Origin of the sequence: Aurantimicrobium minutum (assembly GCF_029893825.1) — a bacterium.
Lineage (GTDB): Bacteria > Actinomycetota > Actinomycetes > Actinomycetales > Microbacteriaceae > Aurantimicrobium > Aurantimicrobium minutum_C.
In genome coordinates this window covers 785,539-809,703 of record NZ_JARXXV010000001.1, presented here as the reverse complement: position 1 = coordinate 809,703, position 24,165 = coordinate 785,539, and the positions used below count along the sequence as shown (strand labels likewise).

The window sequence follows — 24,165 nt, the reverse complement described above, 5'->3', positions numbered from 1 at the left end:
TATTTGCGCACATTCGAAGGAGAATCATGGCACGCGTCGTTCGAGGAACACCACGAACCCCACTGGAAATTGTGGACGGTCTTGCCGCCCTCGGCTCCGCCACCGTGCACGAGGCACAAGGACGAATTGGACTGCTCAACCGCCGTCTGCGCCCCATCTTCCCAGCCATGATCGCCGGCAACGCGTTGACCTGTGAAGTTGCCCCCGGTGATAACTGGATGATTCACGTTGCTGTTGAACAAGCACAGCCCGGAGACATCCTCGTCGTCACCCCCACCAGCCCCTGTGATGACGGCTACCTCGGTGACCTGCTCGCCGAGAGCCTGATGGCACACGGCGTGCGCGGCCTCGTCATTGACGCAGGTGTGCGCGACGTGGCAACCCTCACCGAGATGGGTTTCCCTGTATGGTCCAAGACCATTAGCTCGCAGGGAACCGTCAAGGAAACCATTGCAAACGTTCAAACACCTATCTTGATGGCAGACCAACTGGTTCGCCCAGGCGATGTCATCGTGGCTGACATTGATGGTGTGTGCTTGGTCAAACGTGAAGACGCTGAGCGAGTACTTGAAGCAGCACGTGCCCGCGAAGCAAACGAAGCAGACAAGCGCAAGCGCTTGGCTGCAGGTGAGCTCGGTCTCGACATTTACAACATGCGCGAGAAGCTCGCTGCTAAGGGACTGGTCTACGAGGACTACGCAGGTGAATAACTCTGAAGTAGCTGTTCCCTGCGCAGTGATGCGCGGGGGAACATCCAAGGGACTCTACTTCTTAGAAAGTGATCTCCCAGCACGCCGCGAAGCGCGAGACACCTTCTTGCTTGCCGCCATGGGTTCACCCGATGTGCGTGAGATTGACGGCATGGGTGGCGGTCACCCGCTGACCTCCAAGGTTGCTGTGGTGAAGAAGTCTGAACGCGACGGCATTGATGTGGATTACCTGTTTTTGCAGGTGTGGCCAGACCGTGCTGAGGTCAGTGACCAACAAAACTGCGGCAACATCCTGGCCGGTGTGGGACCCTTCGCTATCGAAAAGGGACTCGTCCCCGCAGTAGATGGCGTGACACCGGTTGCGATTTACATGGAGAACACCGACTCGAAGGCAACAGCCTTCGTGGAGACTCCAGGTGGAGTGGTCAACTATGCAGGCTCTGCGCGCATTGATGGCGTGCCTGGCACACATGCTCCCATCAACATCAACTTCGAAGATGTTGCCGGCTCCAGCTGTGGTGCGCTGCTGCCCACCGGCAATGTGGTGGATGAGGTTGTGGGGGTCAAGGTCACCTGTATTGATAACGGAATGCCTGTTGTTTGTCTGAATGCTCAAGACTTTGGCATTACCGGGTATGAAACTCCTGCCGAGCTCGAGGCGAATGCTGAACTTAAGGCCCGGGTTGAAGAGATTCGTCTTGCGGTTGGTCCGATGATGAATCTTGGAGATGTCACCAACAAGACCGTTCCCAAGATGAGCCTGCTGGCACCCGCCCGAGATGGCGGTCTGGTTGCCACTCGCACCTTCATTCCTCACCGTGTTCACGAGAGCATTGGTGTTCTCGGTGCTGTCTCTGTTGCCACTGCCTGCATGCTCGAGGGCAGCGTTGCTGCAGAGATTGCGGGCCTGGATTCAGTTGGCTCCAGCATGGACATTGAAGTGGAGCACCCCACAGGGTTCTTCACCGTCCAAATGGAAGTTGATAACTCTTCTGGTTCACCTGTTGTGACCAAATCTGCGCTGCTGCGCACCGCCCGCATGCTGATGTCGGGCTCAATCTATGTCCTCGAATCTGCTTGGGAGAACAACGCATGATCATCGATATCCACGGCCACTACACAACGGCTCCTGAGTTACATAACCAGTGGCGCATTGACCAGCTTGCTGCCTATGCAGCAGGTCAGCCCAGCCCCGAATACCCTGAGATCTCTGATGAGATTATCCGCGAGACCATTGAGCAAAACCAGCTCAAGCTCATTAAGGAACGTGGCTCGGACCTCACCATCTTCTCTCCTCGCGCTTCTGCCATGGGTCACCATGAAGGTGACCAGCGTATTTCTCTCGAGTGGACAGTTGCCTGCAACAACCTGATCAAACGCGTTGTTGATCTCTTCCCCGAAGACTTTGTCGGTGTTGCTCAGTTGCCCCAGTCGCCCGGTGCTGATCTAACCGAGACGATCAAAGAAATGGAACGCTGCGTCAACGAGCTGGGATTCATTGGTGTGAACCTAAACCCAGACCCCTCTGGTGGTCAGTGGCAGACCGTTCCGTTGACGGATAAGTTCTGGTACCCGCTCTACGAGAAGATGGTGGAACTTGATGTTCCAGCCATGATTCACGTGTCGGCTTCGTGTAACCACAACTTCCACGCCACCGGTGCTCACTACATGAACGCCGACACCACGGCATTCATGCAGTTGCTGCAGGGAAACCTCTTTGCTGACTTTCCCACCTTGAAGTTCATCATTCCTCATGGTGGTGGAGCTGTTCCCTATCACTGGGGTCGTTACCGTGGTCTTGCTGACATGTTGAAGCAGCCCAGCGTGGACACTCACCTGATGAACAACGTGTTCTTTGACACCTGCGTCTACCACCAGCCAGGTATTGATCTACTGGTTGATGTCATCGACAACAAGAACATTCTGTTCGGTTCAGAAATGATTGGTGCCGTGCGCGGCATCGACCCCCAGACCGGTCAGTACTTCGATGACACCAAGCGTTACATCGATGCAGCAGATATCTCGGAAGAAGAACGCACCAACATCTTCTCTCGGAACGCTCGCGCCGTCTTCCCACGTCTGGACGCCAAGCTGGCGGAGCGTGGACTATGAGCGCATTTGTGAAAGATGCCGACTGGCTCGATTGGCACCCCAACCCCAGCAAGCCACAGTTTGTTGTTCCTGCCGGGGCAGTAGACGCCCACTGCCACGTCTTTGGACCAGGAGATGTGTTCCCGTTCGCTCCTGAGCGCAAATACACTCCCTGCGATGCCAGCTGGGAACAGCTCTTTGCCTTGCGTGACTTCCTCGGGTTTGAAAAGAACGTGGTTGTGCAAGCAACTTGTCACGGCTCTGACAATTCCGCACTCTTAGATGTGCTCGAACGCGCAAACGGTAAGGCTCGTGGTGTTGTCACCGTGAAGCCCGACATCACCGCTGAAGAACTGCAGCGCATGCACGATCTGGGTGTGCGCGGCGTGCGTTTCAACTACGTCAAGCGATTGGTTGATCCCAAGCCAGATGACTACTACCGCGAGATCATTGAAAAGATTCGCCCCTTGGGTTGGCACGTTGTGCTCTACTTCGAGCCTGCTGATCTCAAAGAGAAGAAGGACTTCTTCAACTCGTTGAATATTCCTCTGGTTATTGACCACATGGGTCGCCCTGATGTGACCAAGCCGGTTGAGAACGAAGAGTTCGAAATGTTCCTGGACTTTATGCGCGGCAACACAGACGTGTGGTGCAAGGTCAGCTGCCCAGATCGCCTCACCAAGAGCGGTTCACCTGAATACGCCGACGTTGTTCCCTTCGCGAAGAAGATCGTTGAGGAATTCCCCGACCGCGTTTTGTGGGGCACGGACTGGCCGCACCCCAACATGAAAACTGAGATGCCCGATGACGGCATCTTGGTTGACTATGTTCCCTCCATTGCAGTGACGCCGGAACTGCAGGAGAAATTGCTTGTTACCAACCCAAACAACCTCTACTGGAGCTAATCATGAAGCCCAACTTTGAGCAGTACAAGGACATCCCTGGCACGACCATCTTCACGATTGAGTCAGCCCAGAAGGGTTTCCACCTCAACCAGTTCTGCATGAGCTTGCGCGATGCTAAGAACCGTGAACGCTTCTTAGCTGACGGTCCTGCCTACCTGGCTGAGTGGGACATGACGGATGAGCAGAAGCAGGCAGTCATTGATCGGGACTTCCAGCGCATGCTGGATCTCGGTGGGAATGTCTACTTCCTCTCCAAGATCTTTGCGGCTGAGGGACTCTCCTACGTTCAGGCTGTGAGCACCATGACAGATATGAACCCTGAGGAATATCAGCAGATGATGATTAACGGTGGTCGAAACATCGAAGGATGGCGCTCCAAGAAGGAACGAGGTGAAGCGTAATGGCCAAGATTGTTGCTGGTATTGCCACCAGTCACGTTCCCGCTGTCGGTCACGCCGTGGACTCCGGTAAGACACAAGATGCTTACTGGAAGCCCATGTTTGATGGCTACGAATTCTCCAAGCAGTGGGCAAAAGACAACCCTGCCGATGTGGCGATCATTGTCTATAACGACCACGCTTCCTACTTCGGTATGGACATCATGCCCACCTTTGCCCTCGGTATTGCAGATAGCTTCGCCATCTGCGACGAGGGTTATGGCCCCCGTCCCATTCCTGTCGTCGAGGGTGCTCCTGAGCTGGCAACCCACCTGGGTGCTTCGCTGATCATGGATGACTTCGACATGACCATCCTCAACGCCCTTGAGGTGGACCACGGTCTGACCGTGCCCATGTCGCTGATGTATGGCTCACCAGAGAAGTGGCCCACCAAAGTCATTCCTCTGCCCGTCAACGTGGTGATGAACCCTCAGCCATCCGGTGAGCGCTGCTTGGCGCTGGGTAAAGCCATCAAGCGTGCGGTGGAACAGTTCGACGGTGACCTGCGCGTTGAAGTCTGGGGCACCGGTGGCATGAGCCACCAAATCCAGGGCGCTCGCGCCGGTTTGATAAACCTGCCCTGGGACATCCAATTCATGGATGACCTAATCAACCAACCAGAGGTTCTGCAATACAAGCCACACCTGGAATACATGATCGAAGCCGGCTCTGAAGGTGTTGAGTTGATCATGTGGTTGATCATGCGTGGTGCACTGGGAGATAAGGTCAACGAGGTCTACCGCTTCAACCACGTCCCCGCATCGAACACCTCTGTTGGGCACCTGATTCTTACTCCGAAGGAAGACTAAACATGACCGTCAATATTGCTGTTGTTGGCCTGGGAGCCTTCGGTCAGAAGCACTTGGATGCGTTGGCCAATATTCCTGACGCCACCATTAAGTACGTCGCTCACAGCCGCCAGAATGTGGCTGATGAAGTGGCTGAAAAGTATGGTGCAGACAAGGGCTTTGATAGCTACACCGAGCTTCTGGCACAGCCAGATCTCGATGGTGTCATCCTGGCCACCCCTACTCAGATGCACCACGACCAAACCATTGAGGCACTGCGTGCTGGCAAGAACGTGATGGTGGAAATCCCCATGGCAGACAACCTTGCCGGTGTTCAGGACATCGTGGATGTGCAGAAGGAAACAGGATTGATTGCGATGGCAGGTCACACCCGCCGTTTCAACCCTTCTCACCAGTACGTTCACAACAAGATCACTGCCGGAGAGTTCAACATCCAGCAGATGGATGTGCAGACCTACTTCTTCCGTCGCACCAACATGAATGCACTGGGACAGCCCCGCTCGTGGACTGACCACCTGCTCTGGCACCACGCAGCCCACACCGTGGACCTGTTCCAGTACCAGACCGGTGAAAAGATCGTGAAGGCGAACGCTATTCAGGGACCCAAGCACCCAGAACTCGGCATCGCAATGGACATGTCGATCCAGTTGGCTACCGAAACTGGAAAGATCTGCACCCTCTCGCTCTCGTTCAACAACGACGGACCATTGGGTACTTTCTTCCGTTACATCGGTGACACCAACACCTACATCGCGCGCTATGACGACCTCGTCACCGGCAAGGAAGAAGTCATTGACGTTTCTAACGTGGATGTCTCGATGAACGGTATTGAACTCCAGGACCGTGAGTTCGTGGCAGCGATCAAGGAAGGCCGTGAACCTAACGCGAGCGTTGCCCAGGTTCTTCCCTGCTACATCGTGCTCGATCAGCTCCAGCAGCAGCTCGACCACTAGTCTCAAACTCAATACAAGGGGCGCTGATTACAGCGCCCCTTGTTTGTTTAAGTAACGAATAATAAACTATTCCTCAAAAGGTATTATTTATGTATGTATCAACTTCACGCGTTGCCCGAGAACTGGGGCTCTCTCGCAGGCGAGTTACGGAGCTTGTGCGGACTGGAGGCCTGGAAGCAACAAACGTTGCTGGGCGTTGGGTCATTGATGCTGCCGAAGTAGCAAAGTATCGGGTGCTCAACAGAGTCAATGGCCGGCCCTGGGATTCTGATCTTTCCTGGGAGATGATCACTGCAATCAGTGGACTGGGCGGAGAGATATCAACTCGTGCTGAGCTTCGACTTCTCAACACTGATGCGCTCACCTTTGTTTCACAGATACACAGACTCATCACTGTTGAGTGGTTTCAAGCACGCAATATTGACGAGCAAAGTGCTCGGGTTTTTCTCACCGCTGATTCAGCGATTTCCTTGATCGATCATGATGTCCTCGGTACCAGTTCCGCGATGCACTTGTACACAGATATCGCAGATATTCCTCGAGCCTTTGATGCTGTCAGTTACGTTCAGGGAAATCTTGCTGTTTATAGATGGCGAGACGGAAAGCAGCGAGTCGTGGGGAATACACCCTCCATCCTCATCGCCATAGATGCTGCGAGAAGCACCGATGCTCGTGTGCGAGCTGCTGGTATTGAATTTGTTGAACAGGAGCTGAGATTGTGGCAGGAAATACATTCTCAATAACAATTGAAAAGGATCAACAACTCTGGAATCTCCTCAAAGAGGTTGCAGAAGCAACACCAGAAGGATCATGGGTGCTTGTTGGCGGTGCCATGGTTCAGCTGCATGCACTCCGGGCGGGACTTGGCCAAACTCGATTGACGCGTGACGTAGATGCGCTAATAGACCTGTCTCGAAATTCCATCGGTTCAATAGCTGCGCCCATCCAGCGATTAGGGTTTGAACCCCAAATACCCAGCTGGGCAGGGGGCTTTCATCGGTTTCGACGCGGTGAAGATGTTATTGATATCATGGCGAGCAGGGAAATAACCTGGCCTGTGAAATGGGCAGGTCATGAGGTTTTGAAAACCGCTGGCGCTGCACAGGCTCTGGCGAGGCGTGATACATACGTCCTCTCCGACGGAGTGCGCAGTTTTACAATTCAGATTCCAGACAGTGTGGGAGCGATTGTTGCGAAATCTGCCGCCCACCAGGTTGACCGAGTCAACAGAGAACGACATCTTCGGGATCTCGTTACGCTTCTAGCGGCAACCCCAGGAAAAGATTTCGAACTGGCAGAGCTTTCAAAGAAAGACAAAAAGTATCTCCGGCATCTCAGCGCTGAAATAGGAGATGTCCTTCAACCTTGGTGGTTTGGTTTTAGTGCCTCAGAGATAGCGCGAGCAGAGGAAACATTGGTTTCTGTCCGGGGATTGCTTATCTAATCCACTTCTTATGTGGTGCCTTGCTGTGAGGAATCTTCTTGCCGTGCATGATCCGGCCATGGTTGAACTGAATGGGGGCAACCATGGTGCTCTCATATTCACTACCCGCAAGGAGCTCCACCACGTCTTGCATCTCAATCTGGTGACGCTTGAAGTTTGTCGCGGTGTCATCGATAAGGTCTTGAGCATCCTGGCCGGTCATCTCTGAGAGCTGGCGTTGCACTTCTTCCCACGCCCAGTCTTCGAGTCCGAGGCTCTCGGCCGCCCAGAGGGTGTCTGTCACTGCTGTCGCCAGAGACTTTGCCAGCAGGCTGCGAAGCAGCATTCTGGCGGCAACATCGCCTGGAACAGACGAAACAGCAACAGTCTCCACAGACAGGGCGCTCAGTGCATCGGCGAAGCCTTGAGCATTCGCACCAGAGGCTTCGACGGTGCTGTCTGAAACCAGCGCCGCATCAATATATGCTCCAGCAGGAAGTGCCTCTGAGAGGCGCCTCTTTGTCTCAGGACTCGTGGCGCTGAAATCTGCATACAGCGCACCGTTCTTGAGCGCTGAAGCTGCCTTCTCAGCCGTGCTGAATGCAAGGTTGGGGGCAGTGAAGCTCAAGATAACATCTGCACCCTGCACCGCATCATCGATGCTCTCGGCAACAGCCACCGGAGCATATTGCGGAGGTGCTGCATCAAAGCCGACCACCTGCGCACCTGCGGCACGCAGGGCATCCGCCAAGTGAAGACTTGGCTCGGTGAGGCCGATAACAGCAAAGGTGGTCATGCGAGTTTCCTAGCGGTCAAACATCTTGGTTTGTGCCGCATTGTGGTGATCACCAATGGGCTGAGTGATGTTATCGAGTCGGGCAACCTGGTCGTCGGTGAGAACAACATCAACAGCTGCGAGGTCTTCCTCGAGGTGGCTGATGCGCACGGTGCCAGGAATGGGTGACCAGTCAGCACCCTTAGCCAGCAGCCATGCCAAGGCCAGCTGGGCAGGTGTGCAGCCAACTTCGTTGGCAATCTCAATCACATTCTGAACGATGAGCTTGTTTTGTTCGAATGCCTCAGGCTCAAAGCGCGGGTTGGTGAGACGCCAGTCATCCTCGTTGAATTGCTCCAGTGAGGTGATCTTGCCGCTGAGCATTCCGCGGCTCAGGGGAGAGTAGGGAACAAAGCCAATACCGAGTTCGCGCAGAAGATCCAAGGTTCCGTCTTCACCATCTCTGGTCCACAGTGAATACTCGGACTGCAATGCGGTGATGGGGTGGACTGCGTTAGCGCGGCGCAGAGTTTGCTGACCTGCTTCAGAGAGACCGATGTGGCCAATCTTGCCCTCGTCGATGAGCTCCTTGAGGGTGCCAATGACGTCCTCGATAGGGATGCTCTTGTCCACGCGGTGCTGGTAGTAGAGGTCGATGTAGTCCATGTCCAGGCGCTTCAACGACTGTTCAACGGCGTAGCGAATGTTGGCAGGGCTCGAGTCCATACCGAGCTTGCGGTCAGCACCCTCGCCGGTCATCAGGCCAAACTTCGTGGCAATGACAACCTCATCACGGTGAGCTTTCAGTGCCTTTCCGACCAGAACTTCGTTCTTGAAGGGACCATAAATCTCTGCGGTGTCAAAGAAGGTCACACCGAGTTCGAGGGCGCGGTGAATGGTGGCGATGTGAACTTCATCAGGCTGATCTTTCCCTGTGAAGAGGTGAGACATGCCCATGCAGCCTAGGCCGATGCGAGAGACGGTCAAGTCACGCAGTTGTGTGTATTTCATTGATGTTCCAAGTAGTGGGTGTGAATAAGGATCTAAACAATTAGGGGTGAGTCATGGACAGCACATCCAGTGCCGCATCGAGTTGTTCAAGAGTGAGTTTCTTTCCATCGACGTATCCAAGTTCAATGGTGGATTCACGTATGGTCTTGCCGGTGGCAACGGCATGCTTGGCAATCTTGGCAGCTGCTTCGTAGCCGATGTATTTGTTCAGCGGGGTCACGATGGAGGGGCTTGACTCTGCCATTGCCCGCGCACGCTTCACGTTTGCTTCGAGGCCCGCGATGGTCTTATCAGCCAAAATGCGCGAGGCAGAAGAGAGCAAGCGAATAGATTCGAGCACGGAGCTACCCATCACGGGGATGGCCACGTTGAGCTCAAAAAGTCCAGAGGCCCCACCCATCACCACGGCAGCATCGTTGCCGATGACCCGCATACACACCATCAGCACTGCCTCGGGAACTACAGGATTCACCTTGCCGGGCATGATGGAGGAGCCTGGCTGGAGGTCGGGGATGTGGATCTCAGCAAGACCAGTGTTGGGGCCTGAGCCCATCCAGCGAATGTCGTTACAGATCTTGGTCATAGACACCGCGATGGTGCGCAGAACACCAGAGGCTTCGACTAAACCGTCGCGGTTAGCCTGTGCTTCGAAATGATCACGTGCTTCGGTGATGGGAAGCTTGGTTTCTTTCGCCAGCTTCTTAATCACTAACTGAGGGAAGCCCTTGGGGGTGTTGATGCCCGTGCCCACTGCTGTGCCGCCAAGGGGGACTTCGGCGATGCGGGGCAGAGCAGCCTTGATGCGCTCAACACCCAGGCGAATCTGTGCGGCATAGCCGCCAAATTCTTGACCCAGTGTCACCGGGGTGGCATCCATCAGGTGAGTGCGACCGGACTTGACCACGGTTGCCCACTTCTTTGCCTTCTTTTCTAGTGACTTAGCCAAATATTCCAAAGAAGGAATGAGATCTTTCAGCAGTGCACTCGTGACGGCAACGTGAACGGAGGTGGGAAAGACATCGTTAGAAGACTGTGAGCAGTTCACGTGGTCGTTGGGGTGAACTTCTTTTTTCAGTTTGCCCGAGGCGAGGGTGGCCAACACCTCATTCATGTTCATGTTTGAACTGGTGCCAGAACCTGTTTGGTAGATATCAATCGGGAACTGGTCGTTGTATTTACCAGCAATCACCTGGTCTGCTGCCCAGGCAATGGAGTCTGCGATCCTCTGGTTCAACACACCCAGCTCGGCGTTAGCCAGAGCAGCAGACTTCTTAATCTGTGCCAGTGCAGCGATGTGGGCAGGCTCAAGCGTGGTGCCCGAGATGGGGAAGTTCTCCACTGCGCGCTGAGTCTGCGCTCCATAGAGTGCGGTGAGGGGGACCAGCACTTCACCCATGGTGTCGTGCTCGACTCGGAAGTCTTTATTCGTTGCCATGAGCGCTCCTTGGTTCAGGTGCCAGTGAAGAATTATTGTCCGATGTCGCCGACAACGACATCGGGCTGTACCAGGCCTTGGCCCAGGCGATAGTTAGCACCCACGATGGCGAGGTTGCCATCTGCAATGGCCTGGGTAATGAGTTCTGAGCTTTCCATCAGTTCGGCAATGGTGTCACGTAAGTGTTCACGGCCAACTTCGAGTGCGTCCACGGCGTGAGGATCCAGCGTGCCATCTGGTGCGAAGAGACCTGCCTTGCCGGCAACGCGACGGATAGCCGGAACAATCCGGGAAACCAAAGATTCAATGTGGGGTGGCAGAGGAGTGGAGTCTTTGCCCAACATGTTGATGGCGCCATTGACCGCACCACAGTTGTCGTGACCGAGCACCACTATGAGGGGCACCTCAAGCACACCCACTGCATACTCCAGTGAACCAACCACCGAATCGGAGATGATCTGGCCCGCATTACGAACCACGAACAAATCCCCCAAGCCCTTATCGAAGATGATTTCCGCAGCAAGGCGGGAGTCGGAGCATCCAAACAGGGCAGAGGTGGGGCGCTGTTCATCTACGAGTTCAGCACGGCGGTCAACATCCTGGCGGGGGTGTGCAGGAGCTCCCGAAACGAAACGTTCGTTGCCACGAATCATCTCTGCCCATGCTTTAGCTGGAGTCAAGCTGGTCATTGTGCGCTCCTCAGATCCGCCGTGATGGATGTGGCAAGTTGTTCAAATTCTGCGTTGTCTGCCGTGCCAAAGAGCACAACTGTTGAACGTCCAGAAGTGGTGACCAGGGCGTATTGAACGTTTCCTGCGTCATTCATAGCGCGATTGTCATACACAGTCCACACCTGGCCATCAATAGTGATTTCACCGGTGGCGGGGTAGTCCTTGAGCGTGTTTGAAATCCACGTGGCATCGGCATCGAATGCCTCATTGAAGGCAATGAACTTATCTGCCGGAGTGATGAAACCGATATACCAGCTGATGACCTGACCGTTTGTGGCGTTACGCAGCTCTGCTGCGTTTGCGCGCCACTGCTCAGGCATCGCGGGAACGAGTAAGTCCTCACCCAGAGATTGCGACGCAATCTCGCTCTGGGCGACGTAGTCAATCTTCCAGTTGGGGTCACCCTCAGCGCGGGGAACCATGAAGTAGATCACCAGAACGAGTCCAACAGTGACCAAGAGAGAGTAGATCAAGTTATTGATCGTCTTGCGAGAGCGATACAGCCTGGAATTCTCTGCCTTGCGAGCGGCAGTCTCAGCTGGTGTCTCAGGACGACCTAGCTCGGCGACAATCTTGGGCTGCTTGCTCATTCTTTTTCAAGTCCGGCGCGGGCAGCGTTCAAACGCTCCTTGGCGCCCACGAGCCATTCTTCACAGCGCTGAGCCAGTGCTTCGCCGCGTTCCCACAAGGCCAGCGTCTCTTCAAGAGTAGGGCTGCCCTGCTCCAGTTGAGAAACAACGGCAACGAGTTCATTGCGTGCGTCTTCGTAGCTGAGCTTCGAGACATCTACTGGTGCTGCCATGGTTACGATTCTACCTTCCGTGGACCGGCCGAAACCGCGTCAATAGTGCCCTCAGCGAGGGTGAGAGAAAACTCTGCCTTGGCCGGTGCATCCTTTGCCGTTCGAACAACTTTCCCGTTCGGCAACACGGCAATGGCGTAGCCGCGGTCCAGTGTTTGCTGGGGTGAGAGTGCACGGAGTTGAGTTTTCAAGGACTGCGTCTCTACCGAGGCATTGTGGAGTGCACGATCGACTAAGTCACTGCCTCGTTGAACGTTGCGCACGATTTCTTCGGCACGGGTAGAAATGATCCAGTCGGCATCTGCCAGCACAGGCCTGCTACGTAAGGTCTCAAGTCGGTCCATTTCCTGGGTGAGGAAGTTTGTTACGCGGTTTGAGATGCGACTGCGGGCATCTGCAACACGTGCCAACTCTTCGCCCACATCAGGAACGACTCGCTTGGCAGCGTCTGTGGGGGTGGAGGCGCGCAGATCGGCAACGTTATCTAGTAGCGGTGCATCGGCCTCATGGCCGATGGCGCTGACCAGTGGTGTCACACAGGCAGCTGCCACGCGCACCAACTTCTCGTCAGAGAAGGGTAGAAGGTTCTGGAAGTCACCACCTCCGCGAGCAACGATGATGACGTCTACGTCGGGGTCAGCATCGAGTTTCTGTATGGCAGCAATAACTTCAGGAACAGTTTGATCACCTTGAACCTTGGTGTGAACCACCTTGAATTCCACCTGTGGCCAACGCAGATGCGCATTGCGCAGAACATCTTTTTCTGCATCAGAGTCTTGACCGGTAATGAGGCCAATGCATTGGGGCAAGAACGGCAGCGGAACCTTGCGGTCTGCATCGAACAGGCCCTCCTTAGCCAGCTGAGCGCGTAAGCGCTCCAACTTTTCTAAGAGATCGCCCAGACCCACATGACGCAGTTCCAAGATGTTGAGCCCAAGGTTGCCGTTCTTCTTCCAGAAGTCGACTTTGACCAGCGCAATAACCCGGTCGCCTTGCTTGATGTCATCGGGCATCTTGGTGCGGGCATTGGACCAGATGGTGAAGCCCATGGTCGAGTCTTCGGTGAGATCTTTGAGCTTTCCGAAGATGCCAGAGGAGCGTTGATCCCACTGGGTGATTTCGCCCTCAACCCAGACCAGGCCTAAGCGATCGAGATACGCCTTGAGCTTGGTGGTGAGTGCAGCAATGGGCCACGGATCTTCCGGGGTGGATGCCTCTTCACTCATACCTTCTACGGTAGTCGAGACTCCCGACAAACACTCACCCCTGTCACCTACACTGGAACTTGTGAGTGCACGAAACATCGGTCTAGGTATGCCCCGAGTCCCACGTCCCACCAAGACGTTGGTTGAATTGCCATCGCCAGAACCTAAGCGTGTTCTGCTGGCATCCCCTCGCGGCTATTGCGCTGGTGTTGACCGTGCGGTGGTCACCGTGGAGAAAGCACTCGAAACCTATGGTGCACCGGTGTATGTGCGCAAGGAGATTGTTCACAACAAGCATGTTGTTTCCACCTTGGAAGAAGCCGGGGCTATCTTCGTCAACGAAGTAGACGAAGTTCCCGAAGGTTCACACCTGGTCTTCTCTGCTCATGGAGTGTCCCCAGCGGTGGTGGCTGCTGCGGAATCTCGCAACATGCAAGCCATTGATGCCACCTGTCCGCTGGTGACCAAGGTTCACCGTGAAGCTGTCCGCTTTGCCCGTGACGACTACGAAATCCTTCTGATCGGACACATCGGCCACGAAGAGGTCGAAGGAACAGCAGGAGAAGCTCCTGACCACGTAACCATCGTGGATGGTCCCCACGCGGTTGATTCCATTGAAGTCAAAGACCCCAACAAGGTTGTCTGGTTATCTCAAACCACATTGAGTGTGGACGAAACCATGGAAACGGTTCGCCTGCTTCGGGAGCGCTTCCCCAACTTGCAAGATCCTCCCAGTGATGACATTTGCTATGCCACACAGAACCGTCAGGTTGCCATCAAGAAGGTGGCAGCAGATGCTGATCTGGTGATAGTGGTGGGTTCAGCCAACTCCTCGAACTCAGTTCGTTTGGTTGAAGTAGCTCTGGAGTATGGAGCTAAGGCTTCTCACCGTGTGGACTTCGCGGATGAAATTCAGCAGGAATGGTTCGAGGGAGTCTCCACCGTTGGAGTGACCAGTGGCGCCTCGGTTCCTGAAGAACTCGTTCAAGATGTGCTCGGCGTTCTTGCCACAGCAGGTTTCCACGATGTCCAAGAAGTAAAGACCGCAGAAGAAGACCTCATCTTCTCACTGCCGAAAGAACTTCGACCTAAGCGCGCGTCGTAGTTATGTTGCCCACCAGTCTTCCCGCACCTCGACTGATTCCCAGCGAATCAGTACCTCCTCTGCGCTGGGGAATCATTGGTCCGGGCATGATTGCCGAAGTCTTCACCGACGCCACCCACAAGCACACCACCCAGCGCGTGGTGGCAGTTGCCTCGCAAACACTTGGACGGGCTGAAGCATTTGCTTCCGCCCGCGGTATTGAGGTTGCTCTTGAGTCCTATGAGGCCCTTCTTGCACGCCCAGATATCGATGTTGTCTATGTGGCAACCCATCCGCAGCACCACCGTGCACACGCAGAGCTCGCAATAGCTGCCGGTAAGCACGTACTGATTGAGAAGCCACTGGCTCCCACTGCTGAAGACGCTGCAGCTATCGCTGCTGCCGCCCAGGCAGCAGGTGTGCTGGTGATGGAAGCAATGTGGACCCGCTATCTGCCGCAAACGGATGTGATTCGCCAGGTCCTTGCTGAGGGCATCTTGGGTGAGGTGAAGCTAGTCCAATCAGACTTTGGCCAAGCACTGCTCCACATTCCCCGTTTGGTGGATCCCATCGCCGGCGGTGGATTACTCGATCTGGGTATTTATAACTTTGCTTTCACCTCGCTCGTACTCGGTGCAGCACAGAAGGTCTCTGCCGCTGGAACCCTGACACCCTCAGGCGTGGATGACACTGTGTCTGTGCTGCTGGGTTATGCAAGCGGAGCGCAGGCAAGCATCACGACCTCCATCTCTGCTTTCACTCCCACCTCTGCTTCCATCTCAGGATCTGCAGGAATGCTCACCGTTGGTGAGCCTTTCTTCACGCCCACTTCCCTGACGCTGTTTGCTTCTGAGTTCAACCCAGCTCCTGTGGCCACCTGGCATGACAACTCCGGCATTGTTGCCCATGAGGGCTTGAGCTACCAAGCAACAGCTCTGGCATCTTTTGTTGAGCAGGGTCTGAGGGATTCACCTGTGCGACCACTGGCCGAGGCAGTTTCTGACATCACCTTGATCCAGCAGGCACGCCACCAGATTGGCGCATTCCTGACTGGCGAGAGTCGCTAGGACTACTTTCCGCGAACGGGTGTGAGCTGCGTGCTCGCCGGTGCATTCACCAGTGGAGCAAGGGCAAGACCGGCAGCGCCAACCATGAGCAGATTTGCTCCAAGCGCTGCCTGGCGAACCACCATGCGGTCCTGTGAAGCGGTCAGTGAACTCCAGCGGAATCGGCTAAGCAAGCGATCGGGGTCGTAGCTAAAGAGCGTGGAGAGATAACCGGCAAGCAGGATGACTTCCGGATTAAAGATATTCACGAAGTTGCCCACGGCAATGGCCAGAGCATCTATCTGCGCTTCGGCAATCTTGCGCACCTTGGCGGACTTATCTGCAGCCAGGGCAGCAGCAAGTTGTTCATCGTCAGCGTTGTCGAGTCCAAGGGCCGCCAGCAGCACGTCACGACGAACTAGGGACTCTAGCGTTCCGGTGAGGCCAGAACCATCTTCTTGAGGAGAGTCAGAGATGCGGACGTGGCCGAGCTCACCGGCATAGCCTGCGGAGCCCCGCAGTGGAATACCGTCGTGGATTACACCGCCACCAATACCACCGGCAGAACCGAAGAGGTAGACAATTTCGCGGAAGCCTTTACCTGCACCAAAGTCACGTTCGGCAAGTGAGCCGAGCGAAGCATCGTTGTCGATATAAACAGGGAGGCCGCTGAGCTGTTGCAACATGCGCGCGAAGGGAACTTCGACCCAGTTCAGGTGGGGAGCAAGTCGAACAACTCCGTCTGCGTGGCGAACCTGACCAGGGATAGCAACTCCAATTCCGGCAATGCGGTAATTGTTGGGCAGGTCCTTGCGAAGCTGATCAATGAGTTTGTTGGCAATATCTGCTGCCGTTGCAGCCGCGGGCTGCACAGCAGTGGTTTGGCGGACCTTGGCAATGACCTTGCCGGAAAAGCTCACCACGCCCACGGTGATGGCATCGATGTCGGGGTTTACCGCAAAGGCAACAACTTCTTCGGCGGGGGAGACCATCAAGCTGGGGCGGCCAACGCCTTGCGTTGTCACCGCCTCAGATTCGGTAACCAGCCCGAGGTCTTCGAGCTCTGTAACGAGGTCGGAGATGGTGGAACGGTTGAGCCCGGTCAACTCAGTTAGTGCAGAGCGGGGCATCTCGCCGGTTCGGGAAAGCAGAGTGAGCACAGCAGAGAGATTGTGTCGACGAATGTCTTCACGGTTGCTGCCCTTGGTCGTCAGTGCATGACGAGCGGGGATGGGTGGGGTTGTGCTCACAGAGCTATTGTTGCGAAGTTTGGCGCAAATAGCCAAAGAAAGTGTTCAAAATAAGTGATCAAAATGCTCAACACTAACCTTCAACCTTTTGTTGAGTAAAACAACAAATAACGAAACTTCCCTTATTTGTTATGTGTTTGTGACCAAAATGATTTGAAAATTATTTGTTGGCTATGGCAACATAAATACGTGGTTCACCGACGTACCACCCCCGAGCTCGCTCGGGATCCTTTTTTATTTATGAAGGGGGAGAAATGAAGAAGTCTTCATTGATCTCAATTGCTGCACTTACCGCAGTAGCAGCACTTACCCTTTCAGGCTGTGCCAGCAACGGCACTCCTGGCAGCGACACCAACGCTGCAGGTAAGCGCGCATGTGTAATTCTTCCTGACACCGAGTCTTCGCCTCGTTACGAGTCGCAGGACCGCCCCCAGCTGGAGAAGGCTCTGACCGCTGCTGGTTTCGAAGCTGACATCCAGAACGCACAGGGTGACACCGCAAAGTACGCAACCATTGCTGACCAGATGATGAGCAAGGGTTGTGGCGTTATGGTTCTCGACGACCTTAACGGTGCAGGTGTACAGGTAGCTGCTAAGGCTTCCAAGGCGGGTATCCCAGTTATCGCTTACGACCGCCCACTCGAGGGTGCTAACTACTACGTATCGTTCGACAACGAGTACGTTGGTCAGCTCGAAGGTGAGTGCATCGTTGACGGCCTCAAGGCTGCTGGCAAGGACCCCGCAACTGCTTCTGTTGTTTACGTAGGTGGAGACCCCGCTGACGGTAACGCAAAGATGTTCTACGACGGTGCTGTTGCAGCAATGTCGGCTGCTGGCATCAAGCCTGCTCAGGAAACCCCTGGTACCTGGGACGGCGCTAAGGCTGGAACCGCATTCGAGCAGGCATACACCGCTCTCGGTGGAAACGTTGACGCTGTTTGGGTAGCAAACGACACCAACGCTGCTGCAGTTATCAACATCCTCGACAAGAACGGCAAGACCGTTCCTGTTTCTGGTCAGGACGCATCTGTAGCTGGTCTGCAGAACGTACTCCTCGGAAAGCAGACCTGCACCGTTTACAAGCCAGTAGCGCTTGAAGCAACCGCAGCTGCAGACACCATCATTGCAATCCTCAAGGGCGAGAACCCAACTGCAGACAAGAAGCTTGCAGATGGAACCCCCTTCATTGCAGTAACCCCCATCAAGGTCGGTCCTGAAAAGGTCATCGACGTTGTAACCGCTGGTGACGCGAAGGCATCCGAGATCTGCACCGCAGCTCTCAAGGACGCTTGTGCAAAGTACGGCGTAAAGTAACAACCTTGTAAGTCAGGCTTGGCGCCGGTCGTACCCTCGATCGGCGCCAAGTCATTTACATCAGCACCACCGCCCGCGCGAGTGACATTCCTCGCCTGAGGCCACAAGTTTTTTATAAATCGCTAACTAAAAATGGGTTAGCCAGAATCAAGGGAGATGGGCATGGATGTGCCACTCATTGAACTTGCAAGCGTGAAGAAGAGCTTTGGACCTGTAGAGGTTCTCAAAGGCATCGACTTCAAGGCATATGCAGGTCGCGTGACCGCACTCGTTGGTGACAACGGTGCAGGTAAGTCAACACTGATCAAGGGACTCTCGGGCGTTCAGCCTTTCGATGAGGGAACAGTGAAGTTCGAAGGCGAAGACGTTCACCTCACCTCCCCACGCCAGTCCAGCGCTCTTGGTATCGAAGTTGTGTACCAAGACCTCGCATTGTGCGACAACCTCGACATCGTGCAGAACATGTTCCTCGGTCGCGAAGAGACCACCATGGGAACCCTCAACGAAGCCGAGATGGAATTCGCTGCCACCAAGGCACTGCAGTCCCTCTCGGTTCGCACCGTGAAGTCTGTACGTCAGAAGGTGTCCTCACTCTCCGGTGGTCAGCGCCAGACTGTAGCGATTGGTCGCTCCGTTCTACGTAATGCCAAGATGGTCATCCTCGATGAGCCCACCGCTGCACTGGGTGTTGCCCAGACCGAGCAGGTACTCAACCTGGTTCGCCGCCTTGCAGACAGCGGTATCGCTGTCATCATCATTAGCCACAACCTGGCTGACGTATTCCAGGTCTGCGATGACATCGCAGTCCTCTACCTCGGTCGCATGGTTGCATCCCTGAAGACCAGTGAAACCAACCGCGATGACGTCGTTGGTTACATCACTGGAACCAAGAGCTTGGAAGAGGTCAACTAATGTCTGCACCACAACTGATTGCTTCCGGTCAAGAGGGAACCCTCAAAGACCAGATCGTTGGCTACTTCCAGCGCATCAAGAACGGTGACATGGGCGCACTGCCCGCTGTCGTTGCACTGCTTGCATTGGCCGTGCTCTTCACGGGCCTGAGCCCCTACTTCCTCACCAAGCTCAACGTGGCAAACCTCTTCGTCCAGGCAGCTGAACTCACCGTTCTTGCCTGTGCTCTGGTGTTTGTTCTGTTGCTTGCAGAAATCGACCTCTCTGCTGGTGTGACCGCCGGTGTAGGTATGGGTCTGTTCATCATCTTGAACCAGAAGATGGGACTCCCTTGGCCTATTGCCGTTCTCGGTGCACTCTGTGTTGGTCTGCTCGTTGGTTCCTTCATTGGTTTCTTCGTGGCGAAGATTGGTGTTCCCTCCTTCGTGGTCACACTGGGTCTATTCCTGGGCTTCCAGGGTCTCCAGCTGATCATGCTCGGCGACGGTGGTCTTTACCGCGTTGACATCCCTGAGATCCTCGCGCTGATGAACTCCAACATGCCTGACTGGGGTGGTTGGCTGATGGTTGTTGTGATGGTGCTTGTTACCTTGGGACTTTCCCTGTGGGACCGCGCTCGCCGCAGCAAGGCAGGACTCACCTCTCGCCCCATCTCGCTCATGATTGCCAAGGTGATTGTGATTGGTGGTCTTTCCTCAATCCTGGTTGCCGTGCTGAACGAGAACAGAAGCGTTTCGATTCTTCCCATTAGCGGTGTTCCCATCGTCATCCCCGTGGTGATTGCCATCATCTTCATCGGAACCTTCGTACTGGACCGCACCCGTTTCGGTCGTCACCTCTACGCAGTTGGTGGTAACCCTGAAGCTGCCCGCCGTTCCGGTATCAAGGTTGCCTCGATCCGCATCTCCGCATTCGTGATCTGTTCCACACTCGCTGTGGTTTCCGGTCTCCTCCACGTCAGCCGCCTCGGTTCGGTGGAAGCATCCGCAGGACGCTCCATTGTGCTCTCCGGTGTTGCCGCCGCAGTTGTGGGTGGCGTGAGCCTCTTTGGTGGTCGTGGAAAGCTCATCCACGCAGCTATCGGTGCACTGGTTATCGCCATCATCGACAACGGTCTGGGTCTGATCGGTCTGCCAGCAGGTATCAACTTCCTGGTTACCGGTGGCGTTCTGATCGCAGCTGCAACCATCGATGCTCTTTCTCGTAAGCGCTCGGGTGGTTCACTCGTTCGAATGTAGTTTCACGGATAGAACAACACGAAGGCCCCGGCATAGTGCCGGGGCCTTCGTCGTGAACTTATTTGTTATTTCATCAACGCGGTGATGGATTCTTGGAAGCTTGGGTCTGCAAACAGAATCACAAAAATACACGCGGTGGACAGTGCGTTAGAGATCAGTGCTCCAACTACAGGAATCCACCACGAGAACTTCTTAGCTTTCATGCGTTGGCGTGAGATCCACACCACCATGGCCAAGACAACAGCCTGCATGGTCACGGCAACCCAGCCCATCTTCACGGCGAATGCCACGTTCGTGAAGGTGTCGAGCTTGAAAGCAGGGTTGAGAGTATTGAGCTCATCAAAGAGCTGATTCATCACTGCTCGAGGGTTGATGTAATCGCCAAGTCCAGAGAACACCGAATACACGGCGACAAAAATCAAGCCCCAAGTGATCATGCGATCGAGAGCAAGGCTCCGCTCCTTCTTCTGCTCAGGAGTCAGAGGAGTCGGAGCCTGCTTCGAGTCGTCTTGTTTTTTCACTGGCGGGGTCACCTGAGAAGCCTTCTCTTCCTTCACGGGAGCAGGGGTGTTCTCAGGTGACTCAGCCATACAGAGTGTCTTACTTGCCCGAGTGGCCAGCAGAACCGAGCTGCTGGGTCGACTGCACAACACGTGCTGCCATGGCAGTCTCAGCGAGCTTGCCCCATGCGCGAGGGTCATAGATCTTCTTGTTGCCCATTTCGCCATCAACCTTGAGCACACCGTCGTAGTTGCGGAACATGGTGTCTGCAACAGAGCGGGTGAAGGCGTACTGGGTGTCGGTGTCAACGTTCATCTTGATGACACCGTTGGCAACAGCTTCTGCGATTTCAGCGTCAGTAGAACCAGAACCACCGTGGAATACGAGGTCGAAAGGCTTAGCGCCGGTGCCGAACTTGGCAGCAACACCTTCCTGGATTTCCTTGAGGAGTTCGGGGCGAAGCTTTACGTTTCCGGGCTTGTAGACACCGTGAACGTTTCCGAAAGTCATAGCGGCCATGTAGCGACCGTTTTCGCCCAGACCCAGTGCTTCAACGGTCTTGATGCCGTCTTCAATGGTGGTGTAGAGGCTGTCGTTGATGTCGTGAGAGACGCCGTCTTCCTCGCCACCAACAACACCGATCTCAACCTCAAGGATGGCGTTGATGTTCTTGGTCTTCTCGAGCATCATCTGAGCAATCTCGAGGTTCTCAGCCAGAGGAACAGCAGAACCGTCCCACATGTGTGACTGGAAGATAGGGTTACGGCCAGCCTTGACCTCTTCTTCGCTTGCTGCGATCAGAGGAAGAACGAAGTCATCGAGTGCGTTCTTGGGGCAGTGGTCGGTGTGAAGTGCCACGGTGATGGGGTAGCTCTTCGCTACTTCGTGTGCAAACTTTGCGAAAGCGAGAGCACCGGTTGCACGTGCCTTAACGGTGTGACCAGCAAAGTAGTCAGCACCACCGGTGGTGACCTGGATGATGCCGTCAGAACCAGCTTCGGTTAGACCCTGGAGAACAGCGTTGAGCGTCTGTGAGCTCGAAACGTTGAACGCGGGGTATGCAAAGCCCTTGGCCTTTGCCTTGTCGAGCATCTCTGCATACTGTTCCGGGGTTGCGACGGGCATGTCATCTCCTTGATTGTGGCGCGAATATAAGAGGGAAAGCGCACCTCCTAGTCTAACCAGCTGTCACAAGTCGTGATTCGGGTAAGAACGAAACGAATACATCAGTAACACGCCCGTCGTCTGGGAAGCGACGCGCGTCGACGCCTAGGGTGGAGATGTGACTACGACAAACACCGGAATCCTGAACCTTCACCCTGATCGCAACCTAGGTATGGAGCTGGTGCGCGCCACCGAAGCTGCAGCTATTCGTGCAGTGCCCTTCATCGGCCATGGCGACAAGAACGCAGCCGACAAGGCTGCGGTCGACGCCATGCGTGCCTTCCTTTCCACCGTGAACTTCGAAGGTGTCGTTGTCATCGGTGAGGGCGAAAAAGATGAAGCCCCCATGCTATTCAACGGAGAAAAGGTGGGAACCGGTCGTGGCCCTGCCTGCGACATTGCCGTAGACCCCATCGACGGCACCAGCCTGACTGCTGCGGGCCGTCAGAATGCGGTCTCCGTCATTGCCGTCTCTGACCGCGGCACCATGCTGGATGCCTCCTCGGTCTTCTACATGAACAAGATCGTTACCGGCGAAGCCGGTATTGGTGTTGTTGATATTCGCAAGCCCATCGGTGAGAACATCCGCGCCCTGGCCAAGGCAATGGGCAAGCCCGTTGGAGAGATCCGCGTTGCTGTTCTTGACCGTCCACGTCACGAAGGCCTGATCCAAGAAATCCGTGACGCCGGAGCTGGAACACGTCTCCTCCTCGACGGTGACGTTGCTGGTGGTATCAACGCCGCCCGCTACGAATCACGCATCGACATGTGTGTTGGTATTGGTGGAAGCCCCGAGGGCGTTGTGACTGCATGTGCCATTAAGGCACTCGGCGGCCAGATCCAGACCATGCTTGCTCCCAAGACAGATGAAGAAAAGCAGAAGGGTCTGGACGCTGGTCTCAAGTTCGACTTCGTCTATGACCAGGACTCGTTGGTCACCAGTGACAACACTTTCTTCGTGGCAACCGGTGTAACAGACGGTGGTCTGGTAGAGGGTGTTCGCCGCAAGGGACCCATCATTCGCACCGACAGCATCATTCTGCGCGGTAAGTCTGGAACCATCCGTCGTGTTCAGACCGACTACCGCGCTGACCGTTGGCTCGAGGTTTAATTCTTCGCAAGTAGTTCTGCGTCAACGGTTTTGTTGCGACGCAGAATCAACGCTGCAGGAACGTTTGCAGCAACGGAGAGCACTAAAAGTGCAATGAGGACGTCCGTCCAGTTACTTGTTGCACTAAAGATAAGCCCCATCATGGGGACAACTGCTGCAGCGCTGAGATACGCAACAATCTGAGCGAAGCCACTGAGGGCCATAGAGCTGCGCACGTTTTCGGTGCGCAGGTTCACCAGCACCATGGCAAGCGGGAACTCGAGGCATCCGGTTCCTAGAATTGCTGCCCATAACCAGGTTCCTTGCTGTGGTGAGAGCAAGAAGCCCAGGTAGCCGACGAGATAAAACAGGCTGGAGATGGTGACCAGCCAGTGGGCATGCTTACCCATGCGCTTGGCCACGCCAGGGGTGACAAAAGCTAAGGGCAATCCCACGCCTGCAAACAGTGCCAGGATGGCACCTGCTTCTGCTGGGGTTGCACCTGCAATATCGATCAGGATCAGTGGCATCCATGCATACATGGCATAGCCAGTAACGGAGCTCACAGCCAGCACAATGCCCACTGCCCAGGCAGTGGGGGAGCGCCAGGCGTGAACTCGCTTGACCTGAGGTGCTGCTTCTGGAGCTGTGAAGTGGGTGTCTTTACGGTGAGATCGGAACTCAAGAACCCACGGAACCAAAGCAATCAAAGGGAAGATTGCCCACTGCAGGAGCGAACCACGCCAGGTCACAGCATCTGCGACAGGAACAGCAATGAGAGCGGGAAGGAATGCGCTGACCGAGAGCACCGACATGTAGATGGCGGTCATGGTGCTGACCTTGTCGGGGAAGTACTTGCGCACAGTTGGTGGCATAGCCACATTGGCAAAGCCCATGCCCACAAGCGCAAGCAGGGTGCCAAGTGAAAGAGTTTGCCAGTTCACTGATGCCGCGCGAATGAGGTGTCCAACAATCATGAACAACACGGCAACGATGAGCGTGCGCTCAAGCCCGATGCGCTTTTCAATGCGTGGTGTCACGATGCCACCAAAGGCAAAGCTCAGGGGAGCGATAGAACCGAGTAGTCCAATTGCTGTGGTGTTGAGTTCGTAGGTTTGGTTGACCTGCGGAATCAGGGGAGAGAGTGCAGCAACAGCAGCACGCATGCTGAAGGCAACCAGAACGATGCCTGTGAATGCCAAAACGCGTCCGGCAAAAAGAGCCCTAGGCGCGTTGGCAGATGGGGAACTCACGTTTCCATCATGGCAGTTAAACTCTCA

Annotated in this window: 26 protein-coding genes; 15 read left to right on the top strand and 11 right to left on the bottom strand. The window is 55.1% G+C overall.

The window, feature by feature from the left end; all coding sequences use genetic code 11:
• Nucleotides 1-26: 26 nt before the first annotated feature.
• From M2120_RS03850 to M2120_RS03810, 9 genes are all read left to right on the top strand, one after another.
• The gene (locus tag M2120_RS03850) at nucleotides 27-710 is read left to right on the top strand and encodes a 4-carboxy-4-hydroxy-2-oxoadipate aldolase/oxaloacetate decarboxylase (protein WP_280797397.1); all 684 of its coding nucleotides are present in this window, start codon (nucleotides 27-29) and stop codon (nucleotides 708-710) included.
• Nucleotides 703-1,806 (top strand): 4-oxalomesaconate tautomerase, encoded by a 1,104-nt coding sequence (locus M2120_RS03845; protein ID WP_280797396.1) that lies wholly within the window; start codon nucleotides 703-705, stop codon nucleotides 1,804-1,806. Before M2120_RS03850 ends, M2120_RS03845 begins: the two co-directional genes overlap by 8 nt.
• On the top strand, nucleotides 1,803-2,822 hold the full coding sequence (locus tag M2120_RS03840) for an amidohydrolase family protein (protein WP_280797395.1): 1,020 nt from the start codon (nucleotides 1,803-1,805) through the stop codon (nucleotides 2,820-2,822). Before M2120_RS03845 ends, M2120_RS03840 begins: the two co-directional genes overlap by 4 nt.
• Nucleotides 2,819-3,706, top strand: a complete 888-nt coding sequence (locus M2120_RS03835) for an amidohydrolase family protein (protein ID WP_280797394.1) — start codon at nucleotides 2,819-2,821, stop codon at nucleotides 3,704-3,706. The genes M2120_RS03840 and M2120_RS03835 overlap by 4 nt, the downstream gene beginning before the upstream one ends.
• Before the next feature lie 2 nt (nucleotides 3,707-3,708).
• Entirely contained in the window at nucleotides 3,709-4,107 is a 399-nt protein-coding gene (gene ligA, locus M2120_RS03830; protein ID WP_280797393.1) for a protocatechuate 4,5-dioxygenase subunit alpha, read from the top strand.
• Nucleotides 4,107-4,952 (top strand): class III extradiol dioxygenase subunit beta, encoded by an 846-nt coding sequence (locus M2120_RS03825; protein WP_280797392.1) that lies wholly within the window; start codon nucleotides 4,107-4,109, stop codon nucleotides 4,950-4,952. Before ligA ends, M2120_RS03825 begins: the two co-directional genes overlap by 1 nt.
• 2 nt (nucleotides 4,953-4,954) lie before the next feature.
• Complete coding sequence (locus tag M2120_RS03820) at nucleotides 4,955-5,905, top strand: Gfo/Idh/MocA family oxidoreductase (RefSeq protein ID WP_280797391.1); 951 nt, start codon at nucleotides 4,955-4,957, stop codon at nucleotides 5,903-5,905.
• Nucleotides 5,906-5,994: 89 nt separating this feature from the next.
• Nucleotides 5,995-6,648: a helix-turn-helix domain-containing protein gene (locus M2120_RS03815; RefSeq protein WP_280797390.1), complete on the top strand. Its 654-nt coding sequence runs from the start codon at nucleotides 5,995-5,997 to the stop codon at nucleotides 6,646-6,648.
• Entirely contained in the window at nucleotides 6,624-7,349 is a 726-nt protein-coding gene (locus M2120_RS03810) for a hypothetical protein (protein WP_280797389.1), read from the top strand. Before M2120_RS03815 ends, M2120_RS03810 begins: the two co-directional genes overlap by 25 nt.
• On the opposite strand, the gene M2120_RS03805 is transcribed toward M2120_RS03810, so the two are convergent.
• The 7 genes from M2120_RS03805 to xseA are packed head-to-tail and all read right to left on the bottom strand — an operon-like array spanning nucleotide 7,342 to nucleotide 13,308.
• On the bottom strand, nucleotides 7,342-8,124 hold the full coding sequence (locus M2120_RS03805) for an NAD(P)-binding domain-containing protein (protein WP_280797388.1): 783 nt from the start codon (nucleotides 8,122-8,124) through the stop codon (nucleotides 7,342-7,344). The genes M2120_RS03810 and M2120_RS03805 overlap by 8 nt on opposite strands.
• Nucleotides 8,125-8,133: 9 nt before the next feature.
• Nucleotides 8,134-9,114 (bottom strand): aldo/keto reductase, encoded by a 981-nt coding sequence (locus M2120_RS03800; protein WP_280797387.1) that lies wholly within the window; start codon nucleotides 9,112-9,114, stop codon nucleotides 8,134-8,136.
• Between the two features lie 40 nt (nucleotides 9,115-9,154).
• The gene (locus tag M2120_RS03795) at nucleotides 9,155-10,549 is read right to left on the bottom strand and encodes a class II fumarate hydratase (RefSeq protein WP_280797386.1); all 1,395 of its coding nucleotides are present in this window, start codon (nucleotides 10,547-10,549) and stop codon (nucleotides 9,155-9,157) included.
• Between the two features lie 32 nt (nucleotides 10,550-10,581).
• Complete coding sequence (locus M2120_RS03790; protein WP_280797385.1) at nucleotides 10,582-11,238, bottom strand: carbonic anhydrase; 657 nt, start codon at nucleotides 11,236-11,238, stop codon at nucleotides 10,582-10,584.
• The gene (locus M2120_RS03785) at nucleotides 11,235-11,870 is read right to left on the bottom strand and encodes a DUF4245 domain-containing protein (protein ID WP_280797384.1); all 636 of its coding nucleotides are present in this window, start codon (nucleotides 11,868-11,870) and stop codon (nucleotides 11,235-11,237) included. The genes M2120_RS03790 and M2120_RS03785 overlap by 4 nt, the downstream gene beginning before the upstream one ends.
• Nucleotides 11,867-12,082 (bottom strand): exodeoxyribonuclease VII small subunit, encoded by a 216-nt coding sequence (locus M2120_RS03780; RefSeq protein WP_280797383.1) that lies wholly within the window; start codon nucleotides 12,080-12,082, stop codon nucleotides 11,867-11,869. The genes M2120_RS03785 and M2120_RS03780 overlap by 4 nt, the downstream gene beginning before the upstream one ends.
• Before the next feature lie 2 nt (nucleotides 12,083-12,084).
• Nucleotides 12,085-13,308 (bottom strand): exodeoxyribonuclease VII large subunit, encoded by a 1,224-nt coding sequence (xseA, locus tag M2120_RS03775; protein WP_280797382.1) that lies wholly within the window; start codon nucleotides 13,306-13,308, stop codon nucleotides 12,085-12,087.
• An 88-nt stretch (nucleotides 13,309-13,396) separates the two neighbouring features.
• Between xseA and M2120_RS03770 the strand changes: the two genes are divergently transcribed.
• Together M2120_RS03770 and M2120_RS03765 are read left to right on the top strand one after the other, a co-directional pair.
• Complete coding sequence (locus M2120_RS03770; protein WP_280798155.1) at nucleotides 13,397-14,392, top strand: 4-hydroxy-3-methylbut-2-enyl diphosphate reductase; 996 nt, start codon at nucleotides 13,397-13,399, stop codon at nucleotides 14,390-14,392.
• 2 nt (nucleotides 14,393-14,394) lie between these two features.
• Complete coding sequence (locus M2120_RS03765) at nucleotides 14,395-15,438, top strand: Gfo/Idh/MocA family protein (RefSeq protein ID WP_280797381.1); 1,044 nt, start codon at nucleotides 14,395-14,397, stop codon at nucleotides 15,436-15,438.
• Between the two features lie 2 nt (nucleotides 15,439-15,440).
• On the opposite strand, the gene M2120_RS03760 is transcribed toward M2120_RS03765, so the two are convergent.
• Nucleotides 15,441-16,667: an ROK family transcriptional regulator gene (locus tag M2120_RS03760; protein ID WP_280797380.1), complete on the bottom strand. Its 1,227-nt coding sequence runs from the start codon at nucleotides 16,665-16,667 to the stop codon at nucleotides 15,441-15,443.
• A gap of 254 nt (nucleotides 16,668-16,921) precedes the next feature.
• On the opposite strand from M2120_RS03760, the gene M2120_RS03755 reads away from it, so the two are divergent.
• The 3 genes from M2120_RS03755 (at nucleotide 16,922) to M2120_RS03745 (ending at nucleotide 20,130) form a co-directional block, all read left to right on the top strand.
• The gene (locus tag M2120_RS03755) at nucleotides 16,922-17,980 is read left to right on the top strand and encodes a substrate-binding domain-containing protein (protein ID WP_280797379.1); all 1,059 of its coding nucleotides are present in this window, start codon (nucleotides 16,922-16,924) and stop codon (nucleotides 17,978-17,980) included.
• Between the two features lie 162 nt (nucleotides 17,981-18,142).
• The gene (locus M2120_RS03750; RefSeq protein WP_280797378.1) at nucleotides 18,143-18,892 is read left to right on the top strand and encodes an ATP-binding cassette domain-containing protein; all 750 of its coding nucleotides are present in this window, start codon (nucleotides 18,143-18,145) and stop codon (nucleotides 18,890-18,892) included.
• Nucleotides 18,892-20,130, top strand: coding sequence for a sugar ABC transporter permease (locus M2120_RS03745; protein ID WP_280797377.1), 1,239 nt, complete (start codon nucleotides 18,892-18,894; stop codon nucleotides 20,128-20,130). The genes M2120_RS03750 and M2120_RS03745 overlap by 1 nt, the downstream gene beginning before the upstream one ends.
• A 65-nt stretch (nucleotides 20,131-20,195) precedes the next feature.
• On the opposite strand, the gene M2120_RS03740 is transcribed toward M2120_RS03745, so the two are convergent.
• Together M2120_RS03740 and fbaA are read right to left on the bottom strand one after the other, a co-directional pair.
• Nucleotides 20,196-20,720 (bottom strand): DUF6264 family protein, encoded by a 525-nt coding sequence (locus M2120_RS03740; RefSeq protein ID WP_280797376.1) that lies wholly within the window; start codon nucleotides 20,718-20,720, stop codon nucleotides 20,196-20,198.
• A 10-nt stretch (nucleotides 20,721-20,730) separates the two neighbouring features.
• Entirely contained in the window at nucleotides 20,731-21,756 is a 1,026-nt protein-coding gene (gene fbaA / locus M2120_RS03735) for a class II fructose-bisphosphate aldolase (RefSeq protein WP_280797375.1), read from the bottom strand.
• A gap of 211 nt (nucleotides 21,757-21,967) precedes the next feature.
• Between fbaA and glpX the strand changes: the two genes are divergently transcribed.
• The gene (gene glpX / locus M2120_RS03730) at nucleotides 21,968-22,906 is read left to right on the top strand and encodes a class II fructose-bisphosphatase (RefSeq protein WP_280798154.1); all 939 of its coding nucleotides are present in this window, start codon (nucleotides 21,968-21,970) and stop codon (nucleotides 22,904-22,906) included.
• Here the strand turns inward: glpX and M2120_RS03725 are convergent.
• On the bottom strand, nucleotides 22,903-24,138 hold the full coding sequence (locus M2120_RS03725; protein WP_280797374.1) for an MFS transporter: 1,236 nt from the start codon (nucleotides 24,136-24,138) through the stop codon (nucleotides 22,903-22,905). The genes glpX and M2120_RS03725 overlap by 4 nt on opposite strands.
• Nucleotides 24,139-24,165: the final 27 nt, after the last annotated feature.

Coding starts and splice junctions, on each gene's coding strand:
- M2120_RS03850 (WP_280797397.1), top strand. CDS start 27: ATGGCACGCGTCGTTCGAGGAACACCACGAACCCCACTGGAAATTGTG.
- M2120_RS03840 (WP_280797395.1), top strand. CDS start 1,803: ATGATCATCGATATCCACGGCCACTACACAACGGCTCCTGAGTTACAT.
- M2120_RS03835 (WP_280797394.1), top strand. CDS start 2,819: ATGAGCGCATTTGTGAAAGATGCCGACTGGCTCGATTGGCACCCCAAC.
- ligA (WP_280797393.1), top strand. CDS start 3,709: ATGAAGCCCAACTTTGAGCAGTACAAGGACATCCCTGGCACGACCATC.
- M2120_RS03825 (WP_280797392.1), top strand. CDS start 4,107: ATGGCCAAGATTGTTGCTGGTATTGCCACCAGTCACGTTCCCGCTGTC.
- M2120_RS03820 (WP_280797391.1), top strand. CDS start 4,955: ATGACCGTCAATATTGCTGTTGTTGGCCTGGGAGCCTTCGGTCAGAAG.
- M2120_RS03815 (WP_280797390.1), top strand. CDS start 5,995: ATGTATGTATCAACTTCACGCGTTGCCCGAGAACTGGGGCTCTCTCGC.
- M2120_RS03805 (WP_280797388.1), bottom strand. CDS start 8,124: ATGACCACCTTTGCTGTTATCGGCCTCACCGAGCCAAGTCTTCACTTG.
- M2120_RS03800 (WP_280797387.1), bottom strand. CDS start 9,114: ATGAAATACACACAACTGCGTGACTTGACCGTCTCTCGCATCGGCCTA.
- M2120_RS03795 (WP_280797386.1), bottom strand. CDS start 10,549: ATGGCAACGAATAAAGACTTCCGAGTCGAGCACGACACCATGGGTGAA.
- M2120_RS03790 (WP_280797385.1), bottom strand. CDS start 11,238: ATGACCAGCTTGACTCCAGCTAAAGCATGGGCAGAGATGATTCGTGGC.
- M2120_RS03785 (WP_280797384.1), bottom strand. CDS start 11,870: ATGAGCAAGCAGCCCAAGATTGTCGCCGAGCTAGGTCGTCCTGAGACA.
- M2120_RS03780 (WP_280797383.1), bottom strand. CDS start 12,082: ATGGCAGCACCAGTAGATGTCTCGAAGCTCAGCTACGAAGACGCACGC.
- xseA (WP_280797382.1), bottom strand. CDS start 13,308: ATGAGTGAAGAGGCATCCACCCCGGAAGATCCGTGGCCCATTGCTGCA.
- M2120_RS03770 (WP_280798155.1), top strand. CDS start 13,397: ATGCCCCGAGTCCCACGTCCCACCAAGACGTTGGTTGAATTGCCATCG.
- M2120_RS03765 (WP_280797381.1), top strand. CDS start 14,395: ATGTTGCCCACCAGTCTTCCCGCACCTCGACTGATTCCCAGCGAATCA.
- M2120_RS03755 (WP_280797379.1), top strand. CDS start 16,922: ATGAAGAAGTCTTCATTGATCTCAATTGCTGCACTTACCGCAGTAGCA.
- M2120_RS03750 (WP_280797378.1), top strand. CDS start 18,143: ATGGATGTGCCACTCATTGAACTTGCAAGCGTGAAGAAGAGCTTTGGA.
- M2120_RS03745 (WP_280797377.1), top strand. CDS start 18,892: ATGTCTGCACCACAACTGATTGCTTCCGGTCAAGAGGGAACCCTCAAA.
- M2120_RS03740 (WP_280797376.1), bottom strand. CDS start 20,720: ATGGCTGAGTCACCTGAGAACACCCCTGCTCCCGTGAAGGAAGAGAAG.
- fbaA (WP_280797375.1), bottom strand. CDS start 21,756: ATGCCCGTCGCAACCCCGGAACAGTATGCAGAGATGCTCGACAAGGCA.
- glpX (WP_280798154.1), top strand. CDS start 21,968: ATGGAGCTGGTGCGCGCCACCGAAGCTGCAGCTATTCGTGCAGTGCCC.